The 16118-nt window shown below is 56.6% G+C and carries 13 protein-coding genes; 7 read left to right on the top strand and 6 right to left on the bottom strand.

What is annotated here, in order from left to right; genetic code table 11:
• Positions 1-85 precede the first annotated feature (85 nt).
• The 4 genes from JUI81_RS19295 to JUI81_RS19280 all read left to right on the top strand — a co-directional run bounded on the left by JUI81_RS19295 (position 86) and on the right by JUI81_RS19280 (position 8919).
• On the top strand, positions 86-1402 hold the full coding sequence (locus JUI81_RS19295) for a bifunctional DedA family/phosphatase PAP2 family protein (protein ID WP_204124836.1): 1317 nt from the start codon (positions 86-88) through the stop codon (positions 1400-1402).
• Between the two features lie 269 nt (positions 1403-1671).
• A complete protein-coding gene (locus JUI81_RS19290; RefSeq protein ID WP_239077712.1) occupies positions 1672-5142 on the top strand; it encodes a calcium-binding protein in 3471 nt (1156 codons plus the stop codon).
• 71 nt (positions 5143-5213) lie between these two features.
• On the top strand, positions 5214-7040 hold the full coding sequence (locus JUI81_RS19285; protein WP_204124835.1) for a hypothetical protein: 1827 nt from the start codon (positions 5214-5216) through the stop codon (positions 7038-7040).
• Positions 7041-7308: 268 nt separating this feature from the next.
• Complete coding sequence (locus JUI81_RS19280) at positions 7309-8919, top strand: hypothetical protein (RefSeq protein ID WP_204124834.1); 1611 nt, start codon at positions 7309-7311, stop codon at positions 8917-8919.
• Between the two features lie 39 nt (positions 8920-8958).
• Here JUI81_RS19280 and JUI81_RS19275 read toward each other — a convergent pair whose 3' ends face one another.
• Genes JUI81_RS19275 through JUI81_RS19265 form a run of 3 tightly spaced genes read right to left on the bottom strand, consistent with a single transcriptional unit; the run spans position 8959 to position 10635 of the window.
• A complete protein-coding gene (locus JUI81_RS19275) occupies positions 8959-9549 on the bottom strand; it encodes an LON peptidase substrate-binding domain-containing protein (protein WP_018925747.1) in 591 nt (196 codons plus the stop codon).
• 10 nt (positions 9550-9559) lie between these two features.
• Positions 9560-10276, bottom strand: a complete 717-nt coding sequence (locus tag JUI81_RS19270; RefSeq protein ID WP_007937459.1) for an LrgB family protein — start codon at positions 10274-10276, stop codon at positions 9560-9562.
• Complete coding sequence (locus JUI81_RS19265; protein WP_019581353.1) at positions 10273-10635, bottom strand: CidA/LrgA family protein; 363 nt, start codon at positions 10633-10635, stop codon at positions 10273-10275. The genes JUI81_RS19270 and JUI81_RS19265 overlap by 4 nt, the downstream gene beginning before the upstream one ends.
• A gap of 188 nt (positions 10636-10823) precedes the next feature.
• Between JUI81_RS19265 and JUI81_RS19260 the strand changes: the two genes are divergently transcribed.
• The 3 genes from JUI81_RS19260 (at position 10824) to JUI81_RS19250 (ending at position 13779) form a co-directional block, all read left to right on the top strand.
• Positions 10824-11279, top strand: a complete 456-nt coding sequence (locus JUI81_RS19260; protein ID WP_018925744.1) for a MaoC family dehydratase — start codon at positions 10824-10826, stop codon at positions 11277-11279.
• A 115-nt stretch (positions 11280-11394) separates the two neighbouring features.
• On the top strand, positions 11395-13110 hold the full coding sequence (locus JUI81_RS19255) for a C13 family peptidase (protein WP_018925743.1): 1716 nt from the start codon (positions 11395-11397) through the stop codon (positions 13108-13110).
• 27 nt (positions 13111-13137) lie between these two features.
• A complete protein-coding gene (locus JUI81_RS19250; RefSeq protein ID WP_019650883.1) occupies positions 13138-13779 on the top strand; it encodes an oxidoreductase in 642 nt (213 codons plus the stop codon).
• Between the two features lie 40 nt (positions 13780-13819).
• On the opposite strand, the gene JUI81_RS19245 is transcribed toward JUI81_RS19250, so the two are convergent.
• From JUI81_RS19245 to mpl, 3 genes are read right to left on the bottom strand one after another with little or no spacing between them, the layout of a single operon-like run.
• Positions 13820-14104 (bottom strand): YceK/YidQ family lipoprotein, encoded by a 285-nt coding sequence (locus tag JUI81_RS19245; protein WP_028938834.1) that lies wholly within the window; start codon positions 14102-14104, stop codon positions 13820-13822.
• On the bottom strand, positions 14097-14729 hold the full coding sequence (gene ubiX, locus JUI81_RS19240; protein WP_007937469.1) for a flavin prenyltransferase UbiX: 633 nt from the start codon (positions 14727-14729) through the stop codon (positions 14097-14099). Before ubiX ends, JUI81_RS19245 begins: the two co-directional genes overlap by 8 nt.
• On the bottom strand, positions 14726-16075 hold the full coding sequence (gene mpl / locus JUI81_RS19235; RefSeq protein ID WP_086945943.1) for a UDP-N-acetylmuramate:L-alanyl-gamma-D-glutamyl-meso-diaminopimelate ligase: 1350 nt from the start codon (positions 16073-16075) through the stop codon (positions 14726-14728). The genes ubiX and mpl overlap by 4 nt, the downstream gene beginning before the upstream one ends.
• Positions 16076-16118 lie beyond the last annotated feature (43 nt).

Genomic DNA, 16118 nt, shown 5'->3' with positions numbered 1-16118 from the left:
ACGGGAATCCCAGTGGGAGCGGTCTTTCAGCATTTGGGAGATTCACCCCTTTGGGGCCAAGTGAACATTCGATGGAGTTGTTTTTATGGGCCCATGGCTCGATAGCGTGACCGGTTGGCTGACGGTCAATCCGCAGTGGCTGGCCATGGCAGTGTTCGTAGTGGCGTGTGTGGAGTGCCTGGCGATTGCCGGGCTGATCGTACCCGGTACGGTGTTGTTGTTTGCCGTGGCAGTACTGGCCGGCAGTGGCGCACTGTCGCTGGGTGAAACATTGCTGCTGGGTTTCCTCGGCGGCGTGCTGGGCGACATCGTTTCGTATTTCCTGGGGCGACATTTCCACCAGAACATCCGGCGCCTGCCGGGGTTGCGCCATCATCCGGAATGGATCGCCGGGGCCGAAGCGTATTTTCAGCGTTATGGCATTGCCAGCCTGTTAGTCGGACGCTTTATCGGCCCGTTGCGACCAATGCTGCCGATGGTCGCAGGAATGTTCGACATGCCCTTCCCCCGCTTCGCCGCCGTCAGCCTGTTGGCCGCCGCGGGCTGGAGCGTTGCCTATCTGATACCCGGCTGGGCCACAGGCGCGGCGATTCGCTTGCCGTTGCCGGAAGGTTTCTGGCTTGAGGCGGGGGTCGTCGCAGGCAGCATCGCCGTCATGGTGGGCTTGAGTATTACCAGCAGCATGGGCCGCCATCGCAAAGCGACGGCGCTGATTACCGGCATGAGCTTTCTGATTCTGGTGGGGCTGTTTATCGGCTACCCGCACCTGACCGCCCTCGATCAAGGTGTGATGACCCTGGTGCAGGAGCACCGTAGCCAGATGCTCGATGAAGTGGCCGTCACATTTACGTTGATTGGCGAGTTCCGCAACATGCTGGTGTTCAGCGCCCTGCTGACCGGCTTGCTGCTGCTTACCCGACAATGGCGTCAGGCCATCTTCGCCGGTGGCACCCTGCTCTTTACCGCCCTCGGCAACACGTTTACCAAGCAGTTTTTTGCCCGTGTGCGCCCGGAAGTGCTTAGCGACCCACTCACCAGCTACAGCATGCCCAGCGGTCACGCCTCGGGGTCATTCGCCTTGTTCCTGACACTGGCCGTACTGGCCGGTCGCGACCAACCGCCGCGGATGCGTCTGACGTGGTTGCTGCTCGGCTGCTTGCCGGCGCTGGCGATTGCTCTGTCTCGGGTGTATCTGGGCGCGCATTGGCCAACGGATGTGCTGGCCGGCGCGATGCTGGCGGCGTGCGTGTGCGCGGCGAGCCTGTGGCTGAGCCAGCGTCAGACGCCGCTCAACGCGATGCCACCCAAGGTCTGGTGGCTGATATTGCCGGCGCTGATAGTGCTGTTTGGGTTCTTTGCGTTGCGGCATTTGCCACATGCAATGCTGCGATATGCCTACTGACTACGGCTACGAAAAAACCGGGCGCAATGCTCGGGTTTCATTGGACATGACCAGACCTGCCCCCTCCCGATACCTTGCCGCACTCACTGCTAATAACTAGATCATCGATCTAGTTATTAGTTTTTTCTTAAACAGAGTCCCCACAATTATCAAAAACAACAAACATCCAGAAAAACAAATATCATCGAAACAGACAAAACGCCATGCAATATTCACCACCACTCACGGAGCACTCATCAGTTAAAAACAACCCATAAAAGATAAAATTCATGCCCCTATCCGTCACGCTAACAAATAGAAATGACGCTATAAATATCACAGATATTTTATCACCCTCCTCCGCCACACCACTGGTTGAATCCCGTCATATTACGCAAACTTCAGAAACCAACTCGCTTGAACTAAAACCCAGACAACCCAACCTTCAAGATCTTGACGCACTATTTGGCTTTCTGCACATCGGAGAGTTTTCGGTCAGTCGCATAGAACTTCATGCGATGGGCGCCATGATTAACGGTGAACTCGTTACCAGCACCAACACTTACTTTGCAATACCTGATCAGGTATTCATCGATTCACTGGAGTTTGATCCTGCCAAAGTCGAACAACGTATCAAAGCAGTGGAAGTACACCAGAGCCACATCCCCGCCACTCTGCTTTTTGAAATCGCCACACAACGCTCAACCACCGCTCCTCCCTTGTTAAAAGAGTCAGACGCCTCGACAGTGCCCGTTCAGAAAATCGGTAGCTTGTTGAAATCAACTCAACGCCTGGACATCAACAAAAACCCCTTGCCCGATCATTTGCCTGCCTGGATTGACAGGACCAAGAGTTATGGCATGAGTTCCATGGGCGTCGGTCTTCAGGCATACGGCCTCTATAGCGCGATTATCGGCACAGCTGAAGCGATCAAAAAAGGCCATTGGGACGAAGCTGCGATCAATGTCGGGGGAGGCGCAGCAGAAATCGGCTCGCTGATTATCGAACGCGGCCTGGCGAAGACCGGCGAGGCCATGATTCGCAGCGGAGCAAAAACATTTGAACATTTCGGCAGAACAACCATTGGACAAGTACTGAGTAGAGGGGCCGGCCTGATGGCCAGCGTCCTGACGCTTCCCTTCGATCTCTACACTGCGATCAAATCGTTCAACGATGCCGCCGATGCCAAGGGAAAAGAAGCGCAGGACCATTACTTCAATGCCGCGCTCAGCCTGACCAGCGCAGGTCTTTCCACCATACTGGGGTGCGCCGCGCTACTCGGATTCAAAGCCGCCGGCCCCGTGGGAATCGCCGCCGCCGCGATATTGATTGTCGGCGCCAGAATTTATGGTGCTGCACGGACGGTTGACGACATCGACGATTACATCGAGTTGAGCATGCATGAACGCTGGCGGGCAGGTTGGTTTGCCTTTACCGGTCAGAATCAGGACAAAGAGGTCCTGGACCGTTTTGCCGTCGCCAAAACCTACAGCGATTATGCCAAGGCGCTCGATAGCACCAGCACCGACTGGCTCAAAAATGAACTGAAGGACAGTGTCGAAGCGGTGGTGAACGGGCGATATGAAGTGCAATTACAACCCACCCGGCACCATAAGTTCGAATGGGATGAAGCCAGCGGTGAACCCTCCTTTGTAACGGTCAACGTACCCGTGGTCAAAGAGACCAATGACGTCTACGACGCCACAGAAGGCCTTCCGACAGGCATTCCCAATGCCCTTGTCGGTGAAACGGGTCCTTCGAAAGGCGTCCTCTGGCAGCTAGGCGGCGGTAACGACAGCATCATTGGAGTTCGAAGCAAACCGAACTACTTCAGCTATTCCTCCGGCATTAAAACGCTGAAGGGAGGCGAAAAGCACGATTCGTTCCTTTTCCAGTCCGCCGCTCAAAGCCTCAAGAAAGCGCCGCCAACCGGACAGGTCAATACATTACGAGGCGGAGCCGGCACAGACACGTTATCGCTTCAGGGCAAGCATGTTCCGGTACGCCATGGGCCGGATGACACTTTTTATGTCGGGTACGACGTTGATCTGAAGAGCGGAAAGCTCGGGTTACGATCACCGGATACCGCTACCGCTCCAGCCCTGCACTCAAACATCCACTCCATCGAAAAAGTCGAAACCCTGGCCGGTGCATATAACCTGGTTACAGGTTCCGACGAGGCTGATTACATCATTGCAAACGGCCACGACCGCATCAATGCCGGCGCGGGCGATGATCAGATCGTTATTCGAGGCAACGACTGCAGAGTCAATGGTGGTCGCGGTGCGGACACCTACTACCTCAACGGCATGACGCATTCAGTGTCCATTGCAGAAGATGGCCAAGATCTCAGCGTCATTCACCTTGGCGTCACGCTAGAGCGTGTTCAGGACTGGCACATCCGCGAAAACGCTTTGGTCATTTCATCCCTGCAAAACACGGAGTCTTTCCAACCGGAACGGCAACTGGTCATTAATGACGTGTATGAAACGCTGACGGACAAACGCTCGTTACGCAACCCCAGGCTTTTATTTATCACCGAGGATGGTTACCAACTAAAGGCCGATCTGCCTGCCGTTATAAACGGTCTGACGGAACAGAGGGTCAAGGTCATTGTGGTAGTCATGGGAACGCCAAAAACACCGCCCATCATTGTCAACAGCCGCGTTCAACGAGTCCCCAGCACCAAGCACTCATCCTACTTTGTGGCCCGTGAGACTTACAGAACCGTCTTCTTCGTCGACACGCCTGACAGCCATACATCCAGCATTTTATACGTAGACTTTGACAGTGACGAAATCACAGAGATCAACGCTATTTACACAGTGACCTCTACTCCTCGACACAGCTTTAGCTACCTGAATTATTCAAACACGCATTTCCAGATTTCGTTCAAGAACGCAAGCTCTCTTCTGATTCACGGCAGTGTTGAAGAGGATCCCGGAAAAAAAACCGATAGGGGCGCCGGCATCATGTCCTCGGGCTGGAAGAGCGTTCACTCGTTCACCCTGGTAATGCGTAACGGTAAATCCTACTGGCTGGACTTCCCTGAAAACGCCTACCTCGATGACAACAAACATCCCGGGTACAGAGTCATCGACAGCACCGGCTCATTGCGTGAAAAACCAGGAAAATATGTATTCGCCAAACCCACCTGCGACAGACGTCTTTTGAAAGCGGTTCCGCAGCGTGTCGATATCGATTCAGTGTCACACAGCTCCGTTTATTCGCTGGAAGGACAAGCGTCATCCTATGACCTCTACCCGACCGACAATACATCCCTGCGGCTGTCGACTCCCGGTGCCGCGGCCAAAACCTCCAGCGGCTCGACCTGGAACATTTACACGCTTCGTCTTGCAGAAAACATCACCCGGGATGGGATAAACATTAAAAACAACTTCCTGAAAATTGGAAGTGTCCATATTCAACTGCCAAATACCGAAGTGTCTGACATACCACTGGAAACGATCAACGTTATTGTTTCATCCGGGAGCCACTATCGCATCGACCCTTTGTTCGAAGTTGCCGTCCTACATGCCCTCAACGCGAATCGCTACCCAAGCATTGCCGCTATTGTATCGGACATCATTAAACACAAACGAAACGACGGCCTTGTCGCCGAACTGATCAGCATCGAAAACCTTCGAACAAATGACGCCACACCAGGAAACATTTATTACGACACAGAAATTGACAACTGGACTATCGACACGGACTGGTCGCGCAGTTTGAGAATCGAAAACCTGGAAATCGTAGACTAACCTGATCCGCCTTAAACCTTTATTCCACGTTTATTCAGCCCCCCAATTATTAAACGTCAAGGAGCGCCAACATGCGTCCAAAACCGCCACATCGATTAAAACCGGACGGAGTCAACTTATCACCTGACGCTCTGCCCCCCCCCAGATTGCCTACCGGAAACGAAACGCCAACGAGACAACACTCAGCCATAGTCAACCCACACGATTCTCATCTTCAAGGCCGGCAGCCATTCCCGCCAGATGAAATAAATATCGGCGTATCAAATAGCGTCGAAGACGTATCGGCGCCCGAATCGGGGGTAGACATATCAGATACTCCAGGGGTGCAACCCAGCGCACTGGCAACCAAGGACAGCCTGGCGACGTACTTGCTGCGACACGCCCTGCTAAGCGGTATGCAACCACCCGATGGCCAAGGGTTCCGATGGATGAAAGGGCGCAAGTTTGTAGATATCGAAAATGAGGGAACCGCGTATGTGGAGTTCGACATCGTCACCGGAACCTACCGCGCAACTGATCTCTACAAGAAGCTCCCTCCCGGCCCCGCGCTGTACAAAAATGAGGGAGCTCTGACCTGGCGTCAAAAAGAAGCGATCAGCGAAGGCAATCCTGATCAATCTGCCATACATCAACCTCCAATTATCGAGGCGCAACCCGGGCACAGCAGGAAGCGCTCGGACTCTCTGGAGAAAGAGTCACTCGCCTCCCAACCCAGTACCAAGAGAACAGTGTCTGGCTTGACCGCTCAGTCGAGCACACCCGATACCGTCGACTCTATCGATGCGGGAGGGCTGTTAATCGATGGGCCTTTGAAATGGCTATACCCGAACAAGACAAGAAGCGAACGCTTTGAGTTACTCGAATCGTACAACTTAAGCAGCGGCCAACTTACACGTTTACTTCGAGACATGAACGAAACTCGCACTTTCCCTGCGTGGGCGGAAACTCATAAGCACTTATCTTCACAAGCGGACAACCCTCAAAGGTTCGACCTCATTGCCGCACAGGTTGCGCTTGTTATCCCCCAACTGAGACGTCGACCGCAACGCGATTATTCCCCACCTGATTTATATTGTTCCAGTGAGTTTCTCGACCATTTTTCCGCGTCGATCGGTTATCAGCGCAACAAACATGGTCTTTTATACCGTACCGATATTCCCGCCTTGTTCAGGGGGGATGATCGAACGCCGTTCGAACTGGCAAGGGATCGGCGGATGATCGCGCGCGAAGGGCTTCCCCAAACGGTCACACAACGAGCGCAAAGCGCTACTTTTCTCCTGTCGGATGCGAAGGAATATGCAAGCAATCTGGGTGGGCACGCGAAAAACGACAAGTTGCGATATAACGCCCAGGCCAATCTGTTTCCTGGATTGCGAAAGCATCCAAAAGGCAGGAATGATGATGATTCTGATGAGGACTACCGTAATGAGTCATCGAATTCGGATTCCGACAGCTCATTTACCCTTGATAAGTCGCGAGACTATGAACCCATCAGATACAGGCAACATGTTGGTTTTATCTACATGATCGACACCCGAGGTATTGAGGTAGTGCCGGGACGAGAAAACCTCTATCTCAATAGTGATGGCTCGGCAAGCTTCCAGCCCGACGCGCTGGAAGGCGTTATCTCAATATCGAAAAGGGGCTTGAGTTCCGACCGGGTATGGTTGGTCAATTCCGATCTGACACGTGCCGCTCCCGTCAATGATGTTTACGAGCAGGCAGGTAACAACGCTGACGCTTTAGAACATGAAACCTGGACCGGAGCCTATAACCGGGATCGTTATGATCAGTTGGTTGCTCAAGTTGTCGACAAAGGCTGGGGGATCAAACTCCCGGAAAACCAGGCGATCTCTTCCGACGATATTATTTGGCCCACCGTGGCGCCCATGTCGTAAGTCATTTGTTACATAAGCCCTATAAAATTTCTTTGCTTAAACGGATTTGAGCACCTCTACCATGCCTGTAAAACCTCCTACAAAGCTTCCCGCAGTTGACATCTCTACAATCAACGTCAATCCGCCGCGCTTACGGCCAGACACCCTACTTCCGCCATCTGCAATGCCTGGCAGCTCCGTTTTTCATCATGGGCAAACGCCACACCCGGCGAGGCCTGAACACGGGAGCGGCGCTACTGTCGCAATATCACTCGACAGAGGGGTTCCCGTGCCTACGAAACTGGACATTACGGAAATCCTCGTCAGACAACCTTTACAACCCTTGGCAAACTCGGGTCTGGCCCCCTATTTATTGCGCCCCGCCATGCTGCGGACCATGCCACTGCCTGACGAACACGGGTTTCGGACAATCGTCTCACGCAAATTTGTAGACGTTAAAAACGAAGGAACCGTCTATGTGGAATTCGATGACGCTGCCGGGGCTTATCGAGCGACAGACCTTTACAAAAAACAGCCGCAAGGACCTGCGCTTTACAAAAACGATGGGGAAGCCACCTGGAGTCAGCGGCTTCAGGCGAGAGAAACAGTCAGTCTGAAACGTTCCCTGGCCAATGAGTCAGTGCTTGAAACAACCCTCCCCGATAAGCATCCAAGAGTCCAGTCTCCAAGTGAGCAACGGAGCGTTACAGACACTCCTGCAAGCTCACGCCCGAGCATTACGCAACAAGGTCAGAATCCACGGACTCAATTGATCGATGGTCCACTGAAGTCGCTCTATCCAGACAAAACGGCCAACGAGCTCGAAACACTTCTAAGGTCTTACAATTTATCCCCGGGACAGCAAACGCGTCTGCACAAGGACATGTTGGAAAATCTCAAGATTCCCGAATGGGCTGAACAGCATAAGCAGATGAGCAGCGAGACTGGCAATCCTCATCGACACGACCTGCTGTACAGCGAGATAGAGCCAAACTTACGTCACCTGAGGAACGGAACAGCAACTACCGGCCTGTATGAGCTTCATCTCAGTTTGACCAACGAGTTTCTCGATAGCTTTCTGGTAAAAGCTGGCTACTCGCGAAACAGAAACAACTGCCTGTACCGGACCGATATCCCCGCTGTATTCAGGGGGGATGAGCGCACACCGTTTGAACTGGCGAATGATGGCTGGATGCTGCCCCGCTACAACCACAAACCCTATGCAACCACCCAAAAAGCCATGAGCGTCACAGTGAGTTTGAAGGCCGCAAAAATGTATGGTGCGGACGAGCCGGACCCGGAGTATCTGCTTTACAACAGTCAAACCAATAAATACCCGGGCAAGCAACCCGATGACGACTCCGACGCCTCCGATGTTTCCGATGTTTCCGCCACCTCGCAAAACGCCAGCAGCGGCTCAGAATCGGACAGTTCGCTGCAACTCGACCTGGAGCGCAACTACGAAACGACCAGGCACAAACAACAAATTCAGTTCGTTTATGCAATCGACAGCCGAAACATGGAAATCGTACTGGGCGAAGAAAACCATGCGTTCAACCGCGCAGCAAACGGCCCGAACTGGTTCCCCGAGGATGATCTGGAAGCACTACTTTCAGTCTCGAGACGAGGCATCAGCGCCGATCGGATCTGGGTATTTGATTCCGGCTACCAAAAAGCGGTACGAGTCAAAGATCTGCAGGATCACGCCGATGCCGCCGATGACAGCTACGCCAGAAGAGTGGAAGAACGAACACACTCTGGCGCCAACAACACAGATGAATATGACCGTCTGATCACTGAAGTTGCAGCGGCTGGCAAACCGGTTCTTTTGCTCAGTGGCAACAAGGAGTGGTTTGCCAACGATATCGTCTGGCCTTCACTGTCGGAAAATCAGAGTTAACGCGGCGTTCGACTTACCCACGCAATCAATCACCTGAAATCAGGCAAATAACTCACCCTGCAACTCATCGAGCAACGCCTGAATCGCATCCAGCCGTTGCTGCGGATCATCGAGTTGCAGCAAGTCGATCTTGTCCACCTCGGAAAAAGGCAACAGGTACGCCAACTGATTGGCCAGCGACTGTTGCCCCGTCGCTTCGGTGCCCATGCTCAGTGCTTCGACCATCGGGTGTTCCGCCAAGGCCTTGAGCAGCGCGACCAGGTCGGCATCTTCATCCTGTAGCGGTTGCTCAGGTTCATCTTTGAGCCACTCGACTTCGGCGACGATCAACTGGTCGCGCTGCACCTCGGTGCGCACCACGTGGAAACGCCGCCCGCCCTTTACCCGAATGCCCAACAGGCCGTTGTCCTGCTGATGGAAATCGGTGATCAGCGCCTCGCACCCCACCCGCGCGTAGCCTTCAGGAGCGATGCCGACTTCTTCGCCCTCAAGAATGCACACCACGCCGAAGCCGCTGCCCTGTTTCATGCAACGGCCGATCATGTCCAGGTAGCGCGCTTCGAAAATCTGCAAGTCGAGGATGCAGTCCGGAAACAGCACTGTGTTCAGCGGGAAAAGCGGCAGACTCATAGACATTTCCTTACACCACCATCGACACCGCCAACGGCAGGAACACCGCCGTGGCCACGCCCATCAGACTCATCGCCAGCGCCGCGAAGGCGCCGCACTCTTCACTTTCCTGCAAGGCCACGGAGGTGCCGACCGCATGGGCGGTCATGCCCAGTGCCATACCGCGGGCCTCCGGGCTGTGGACACCGAGACGAGTCAAAAGACTCGGCCCGAAGATCGCTCCGATCACCCCGGTAATCAACACGAACACCGCCGCCAGCGCCGCGACGCCACCAATCTGCTCCGCCACCAGCATGGCAATCGGCGAGGTAACCGACTTGGGGGCCATGGTCATCAGGATCATGTGTTCGGCGCCGAACCACCAACCCAGCAGCACACCCATGCCCGTGGCGACCACGCCACCTATCACCAGCGTAGTAAATATCGGCCAGAACAACTGTCGAATCCGCCGCAGGTTGAGGTACAGCGGCACCGCCAGCGCAACGGTGGCTGGCCCGAGCAAGATACTGAGGATCTCGGTGCTCTTGCGGTACTCAACGTAACTCAGGCCGCAACTGACCAGCACGCCGATGACCAGCAGCATGGAGACCAGCACCGGTTGCAGAAAAATCCAGCGGGTTTTCTCGAACGCCGCCAGCACCAATTGATACGCGCCCAGCGTAATGCCGATGCCGAATAGCGGATGATGAATCACCGACGCCCAGGCGCCGTGCCAATCGAACATCATTGGCTGTCCTCGGAATGGGTGTGACGCTTGACCAGGCGCTGCATCAGCACCCCGGCGAAGGCCATCGACAGCACCAGCGACAACACTAGCGCACCGGTGATCGCCCAGAAATCCGCGGCAATGTCAGTGGCGTAGACCATCACGCCCACGGCCGGCGGCACCAGCAGCAACGGCAAATAACGCAGCAGGCTGCTGGCCGCAAGGTTCAGCGGTTCGCCGACTTGACCGCGGCTGATCAGATACACCAGCAGCAACAGCAGGCCAATGATCGGCCCCGGCAGCACCGGCAAAAACAGATGATTGAGGGCTGTGCCGAGCAATTGAAACAGCACCAGCCAAGTCAGGCCACGTAACAACATCCATCCTCTCCCGCGCTCTCCCCCACCAAGAAGGGGCCCGACATTATAAGCACGCTATGAGTCGGCATTCGCCAAAAGCATGGTCAGTTGACCGGAGCAATTTGTCATGTTGATCTAAAGTGGTTCGCAGGGAGGTCAAGCCCCCCACTCGAAAAACTATAAATCCGATGAACCCAAGGAGAGTCTCAATGCCCTATGTTCCAGTTGCAGAGCTCAAAGATTATGTCGGCAAGGAACTCGGATGTTCCCAATGGCTCACCATCGACCAGGAACGCATCAACCTGTTCGCAGAAGCCACAGGCGATTATCAGTTCATCCATGTCGACCCGGTCAAAGCCGCGCAAACGCCTTTTGGCAGCACCATCGCCCATGGTTTCCTGTCGTTGTCGCTGATCCCCAAACTGATGGAAGACATCCTCATCCTGCCCGAAGGCGCGAAGATGGTGGTCAACTATGGCCTGGACAGCGTGCGTTTCATCCAGCCTGTGAAGGTTAATTCCAGGGTTCGACTCAAGGTCGACATGAACGACGTCACCGAGAAGAAACCCGGCCAATGGCTGCTCAAGGCCACCGCTACGCTTGAAATCGAAGGATCGGACAAACCGGCCTATATCGCCGAGCCACTGTCCCTCTGCTTCGTCTGACACATGCCTGATTGCGAAGCAGCTCATGCTGTTTCGCGCTGTGTCTGTGCCGTGTCTCTATAAATGCGACACATAGCTGCGGCATACTCCGTCGCCTAATTGCCCGGATCCCGCTATGCGCTCACTTGCACTCCTTGCCCTGACTCTGATGCTCACCGCTTGCGGCGATGGCGAATCGCTGTTGCCCCCCGACGCCCGCCTGCCGGACGGCGGACGCTATCGTGGTGATCTGGTCAACGGCTTGCTGCAAGGCGAGGGTCGCATCGATTACCCGAACGGCAGCTGGTACGCCGGTCACTTCGACAAAGGCCAATGGCATGGCCAGGGCGAATGGCACGGCAGCAACGGCGAGGTCTATCGCGGGCAGTTCCAGCAGGGGCTGTTCGACGGCCAGGGCACGCTGACCACCACCGGCAGCAGCTACACCGGCGGTTTCAAGGCCGGTCGACGGGACGGTGAAGGCACCCTCAAAGAAAACGCCATGACCTATCGTGGCGAATTCAAGGCCGACCAATATTCAGGGCTCGGTCGTCTGGAACTTGAAGACGGCAGCCAGTACCAGGGTCAGTTCGCCCACGGCAAACCCAACGGCGAAGGCCAGCGCAGCGATGCCAGCGGCAATCAGTTCACCGGGCATTTCGTCGATGGCCAACTGGAAGGCAACGGTACTTTCAACAGCGCCGATGGCGATATCTACGTCGGCGGTTTCAAGAATAATCAACTGCATGGCAAAGGCCGCTACGAAAACGCCGATGGCGATGTCTGGATCGGTCAGTTCAAGGAAGGCGTGCTGAACGGCAAGGGCGAGTTGATCGGCGCCGATGGCAGTCACTACATCGGTCAGTTCAGCGACTGGCGCTTCACCGGCCAGGGCCGCTTGAACCTGGCCGATGGCAGTTTCTATATCGGCCAGTTCGACGGCGACAATTATCAGGGCAAAGGCACGTTGGTACTGACCGATGGCACAGTGCTGAGCGGCACCTGGATCAACAGCCAGCGCGTGCGCGACGCCGACGGCAAGCTGCTGCCCGACACCCTGGAACTCGGCTTGCTGGCCCAGGGCCGCTTGCTCGACGAAGCACTGGCCAACGTGCCGGCCTCGACTCCGGCGGTCGAACTGTACACCTTGACCCTGGGCGGTGACGGCAAGCAGAGCGTGTTCCTGCGCGAATCCGACTACGTCGCCAACATGCTCGCCAGCCGTTTCGGCGCTTTCGGCCAGATTCGTCTGGTCAACCATCGCGACCACCTCGGCGACCGGCCGATGGCCACCCGGGAAAACCTGCGCCGCGCCGCCCAGACCCTGGCCGAGCGCAGTGGTCCGGAGGACTTGCTGTTCATTTACCTGACCAGCCATGGCTCCAGTGAACACGAGCTGGTACTCGACCAGCCACGCATGGAGCTGGCCGACCTGCCGGCCGACGAACTCGCCGCCGTCCTCGCGCCCCTGAAGAAGCGCGACAAGATTATCGTGATTTCGTCCTGTTATTCCGGCGGCTTCATCCCTGCCCTCAAGGATGAACACACCCTGATCATGACCGCCTCGCGCGCCGACCGGGTGTCCTTCGGGTGCTCGGAAGAAGCCAACTTCACCTATTTCGGCGACGCACTGTTCGCCCAGGCGCTGAACCAGACCGACGATCTGGAGCAAGCCTTCAAACGGGCCAGCGCCACCGTGGCCGAGCGTGAGCTGGCCGACAGCTTCGAAGCTTCCGAACCACAGATCTGGGCGCCGAAAGCCGTGCTTGCCCATTGGCAATTGTTACGCAAGCAGCAGGCACGAAAGGCATTGCAAAGTGTCTCTATCAGCAAGGATGAAAAGAGCAACTAAGCTGAACAGTATCAAGGGGGAATAACTATGTACTTGACGCCTCAGCATGTATTGCTTGCCGGAGCTACCGGGTTAACCGGTGAACATTTGCTTGACCGTCTGCTCAACGAGCCAACGATCGCACGCGTATTGGCCCCCTCACGCCGGCCACTGGCCGAACATCCTCACCTGGAAAACCCGGTCGGTGACCCGACTGTGTTTCTGCCGCAATTGAACGGTCGCGTCGACGTCGCCTACTGCTGCCTTGGCACCACGATCAAGCAAGCCGGCTCCGAGGAAGCGTTTCGCGCGGTGGACCTGGACATGGTCGTGGCCTTCGCCAAACGTGCCCGGGAAATGGGCGCACGGCACCTGATCGTGATCAGTGCCTTGGGGGCCGACCGCAGATCCCCGATTTTCTACAACCGGGTTAAAGGCGAGATGGAACACGCATTGCGCGCGCAGAATTGGCCGCAGCTGACCATCTGCCGGCCTTCGCTGTTGCTGGGCGATCGCGCCGAGCCGCGACTGGCCGAACGGGTTGCCGGTCCGTTGTCGAAATTGATTCCGGGCAAATACCACGGCATCGAAGCCTGCCAACTGGCCCGCGCCATGTGGCGCCTGGCGCTGGAAGAGCAGGATGGCGTACGGATTGTCGAGTCGGATGAGTTGCGCAAGTTAGGCAAGTAATTTCAGGTCGACATCGGACCGCGAGGGGGCGCAGCTACCCTTACAACCCTCCGGTCGCCTGAAACCCAACACCTAAAACCGTCAACAATGACAACGGCAACAGCAGCGTGTCGAGCAACGCACTGGCCGGCAGATCAACACCGGGATAACTCGGCGCTTCTGCGCCAAATCTGTCCTTGGCGCAGCAACCGCCGTTCATTGCATACAAATCCAGACGCGTCCCCGAATACACCACCGGCGCCCCAGGTTTGGCGGCATCGAGGGTGCGCGCCGTGGCGCAGCCCGCCAGTTGCACCGCCAGCAGAATGATCAGCAGCTTATTCATCACTGCTCAAATGGTGTTCACCCCAGCGCGGCAGCATGTCTTGCGGAATGTTCAGCAGATTGAGAATTCGCGCCACGACGAAGTCGATCAAGTCATCAATGGTTTGCGGCTGATGATAGAAGCCTGGCGATGCCGGCAGAATCGTCACGCCCATGTTCGACAGCTTGAGCATGTGCTCCAGATGAATGCTCGAATACGGCGCCTCGCGCGGTACCAGAATCAGCTGGCGGCGCTCCTTCAACGTCACGTCGGCCGCCCGCTCGATCAAGTTGTTGCAGGCACCGGTCGCGATAGCCGACAAGGTTCCGGTGGAACACGGCACCACCACCATCGCCGCCGGCGAGCCGGAGCCCGATGCCACCGGCGACATCCAGTCTTCCTTGCCGTACACCCGAATCTGCCCAGCGGCGGCGCCGGTGTATTCAGTGAGGAAGGCTTGCATCATCTGCGGCTTTGACGGCAGCGAGACATCGGTCTCGGTGGCCATCACCAGTTGCGCGGCCTTGGAAATCAGGAAGTGCACCTCGCGGTCTTCACGCACCAGGCAGTCGAGCAGGCGCAAGCCGTACTGAGCGCCCGAAGCGCCGGTCATCGCCAGCGTGATGCGTTCCGGACCATTGTTCATTGCAGCGCCTCGGCCAGTTTGCCGTGCAGGCCGCCGAAGCCGCCGTTGCTCATGATCACCACGTGAGTGCCGGGCTGGGCCTGGCTCTTCACCCGCTCGATGATGCCTTCCAGCGAATCGCTGACAATCGACGGCACGGTGCACAACGCCGCCGTGGCGCCCAGGTCCCAACCGAGGTTGGCCGGCGAATACCAGATCACCTGATCGGCATCGACTACGCTTTCCGGCAAGCCATCACGGTGAGCACCGAGCTTCATGGAGTTGGAGCGCGGCTCGATGATCGCGATCAGCGGCGCATCGCCGATGCGCTTGCGCAAACCGTCGAGGGTGGTGGCGATGGCGGTCGGGTGGTGGGCGAAGTCGTCGTAAATGGTGATGCCACGGACTTCCGCGACTTTTTCCATCCGGCGCTTCACGCTTTTGAACGCGCTCAGTGCCGCGATGCCCATCGACGGCACGACGCCGACGTGACGCGCGGCGGCCAAGGTGGCCAAGGCGTTGGCGACGTTGTGCTGACCGGTCATGTCCCACTCGACCACGCCTTGAGCCACGCCTTCGAACATCACTTCGAACTTCGAGCCATCTTCACTGAGCAGTTTGACCTGCCATTGACCGCCGGCGCCGGTGGTTTGCACCGGAGTCCAGCAGCCCATCTCGATCACGCGCTGCAAGGCCGGCTCGGTGGTCGGATGGATCACCAGGCCTTCGCTCGGAATGGTCCGCACCAAATGGTGGAACTGTCGCTCGATGGCCGCCAGATCAGGGAAGATGTCCGCGTGATCGAACTCCAGATTGTTCAGGATCGCCGTGCGCGGGCGGTAGTGAACGAACTTGGAGCGCTTGTCGAAGAATGCGCTGTCGTATTCGTCGGCTTCAATCACGAAGAACGGCGTATCGCCCAGACGCGCCGACACCGAGAAATTCTGCGGCACTCCGCCGATCAGGAAACCCGGGCTCATGCCGGCGTGTTCCAGGACCCAGGCGAGCATGCTGCTGGTAGTGGTTTTGCCATGCGTGCCGGCAACCGCCAGCACCCAGCGGCCTTGCAGCACGTGATCGGCCAGCCATTGCGGGCCGGAGACGTACGGCAGGCCTTTGTTCAACACGTACTCGACCGCCGGGTTGCCGCGGGACATGGCATTGCCGATCACCACCAGGTCCGGGGCCGGATCGAGCTGCGCCGGGTCGTAACCTTGCGTCAACTCAATGCCCTGGGCTTGCAGCTGAGTGCTCATCGGCGGATAGACGTTGGCATCGGAGCCGGTCACATGATGGCCTAGCTCTTTGGCCAGAACCGCCATCGAACCCATGAAAGTGCCGCAAATACCAAGAATATGAATGTGCATAGTCGACCTCGTAAAACATGGCCGCAGGTTAGCGTAGGGAGGG

It is taken from the genome of Pseudomonas sp. 008 (assembly GCF_016861935.1).
Lineage (GTDB): Bacteria > Pseudomonadota > Gammaproteobacteria > Pseudomonadales > Pseudomonadaceae > Aquipseudomonas.
The sequence above is the reverse complement of the archived record's forward strand: the minus strand, read 5'-3'. Positions and strand labels throughout refer to the sequence as shown.

Coding starts and splice junctions, on each gene's coding strand:
- JUI81_RS19295 (WP_204124836.1), top strand. CDS start 86: ATGGGCCCATGGCTCGATAGCGTGACCGGTTGGCTGACGGTCAATCCG.
- JUI81_RS19290 (WP_239077712.1), top strand. CDS start 1,672: ATGCCCCTATCCGTCACGCTAACAAATAGAAATGACGCTATAAATATC.
- JUI81_RS19285 (WP_204124835.1), top strand. CDS start 5,214: ATGCGTCCAAAACCGCCACATCGATTAAAACCGGACGGAGTCAACTTA.
- JUI81_RS19275 (WP_018925747.1), bottom strand. CDS start 9,549: ATGAGTCTGCCGCTTTTCCCGCTGAACACAGTGCTGTTTCCGGACTGC.
- JUI81_RS19270 (WP_007937459.1), bottom strand. CDS start 10,276: ATGATGTTCGATTGGCACGGCGCCTGGGCGTCGGTGATTCATCATCCG.
- JUI81_RS19265 (WP_019581353.1), bottom strand. CDS start 10,635: ATGTTGTTACGTGGCCTGACTTGGCTGGTGCTGTTTCAATTGCTCGGC.
- JUI81_RS19260 (WP_018925744.1), top strand. CDS start 10,824: ATGCCCTATGTTCCAGTTGCAGAGCTCAAAGATTATGTCGGCAAGGAA.
- JUI81_RS19255 (WP_018925743.1), top strand. CDS start 11,395: ATGCGCTCACTTGCACTCCTTGCCCTGACTCTGATGCTCACCGCTTGC.
- JUI81_RS19250 (WP_019650883.1), top strand. CDS start 13,138: ATGTACTTGACGCCTCAGCATGTATTGCTTGCCGGAGCTACCGGGTTA.
- JUI81_RS19245 (WP_028938834.1), bottom strand. CDS start 14,104: ATGAATAAGCTGCTGATCATTCTGCTGGCGGTGCAACTGGCGGGCTGC.
- ubiX (WP_007937469.1), bottom strand. CDS start 14,729: ATGAACAATGGTCCGGAACGCATCACGCTGGCGATGACCGGCGCTTCG.
- mpl (WP_086945943.1), bottom strand. CDS start 16,075: ATGCACATTCATATTCTTGGTATTTGCGGCACTTTCATGGGTTCGATG.